Origin of the sequence: Pseudomonas sp. 32_A (assembly GCF_017490905.1) — a bacterium.
GTDB classification, from domain to species: Bacteria; Pseudomonadota; Gammaproteobacteria; order Pseudomonadales; family Pseudomonadaceae; genus Aquipseudomonas; species Aquipseudomonas inefficax.
Map to the genome: position 1 here is coordinate 1 of NZ_JAFGYI010000473.1, position 246 is coordinate 246.

Sequence of the window (246 nt, forward strand, 5' to 3'; positions counted from 1 at the left end):
GCGACTACATGGGCTTCTCCTCGGCCTGGGGCTACTGGATCAGTGCCTGGCTGGGCAACGTCGGCTACTTCGTACTGCTGTTCAGCACCCTGGGCTACTTCTTCCCGATCTTCGGCGAAGGCAACACGCCAATCGCCATCGGCTGCGCCTCGCTGCTGCTGTGGGCGGTGCACTTCCTGGTGCTGCGCGGTATCAAGGAGGCGGCGTTCATCAACCAGGTGACCACCGTGGCCAAGGTGGTGCCGT

1 protein-coding gene is annotated in these 246 nt (G+C 63.4%); it reads left to right on the plus strand.

The window, feature by feature from the left end; genetic code table 11:
- Window positions 1-246: amino acid permease (locus J5M58_RS27485; RefSeq protein ID WP_207880657.1), on the plus strand; the 246-nt coding region annotated here is incomplete at both ends.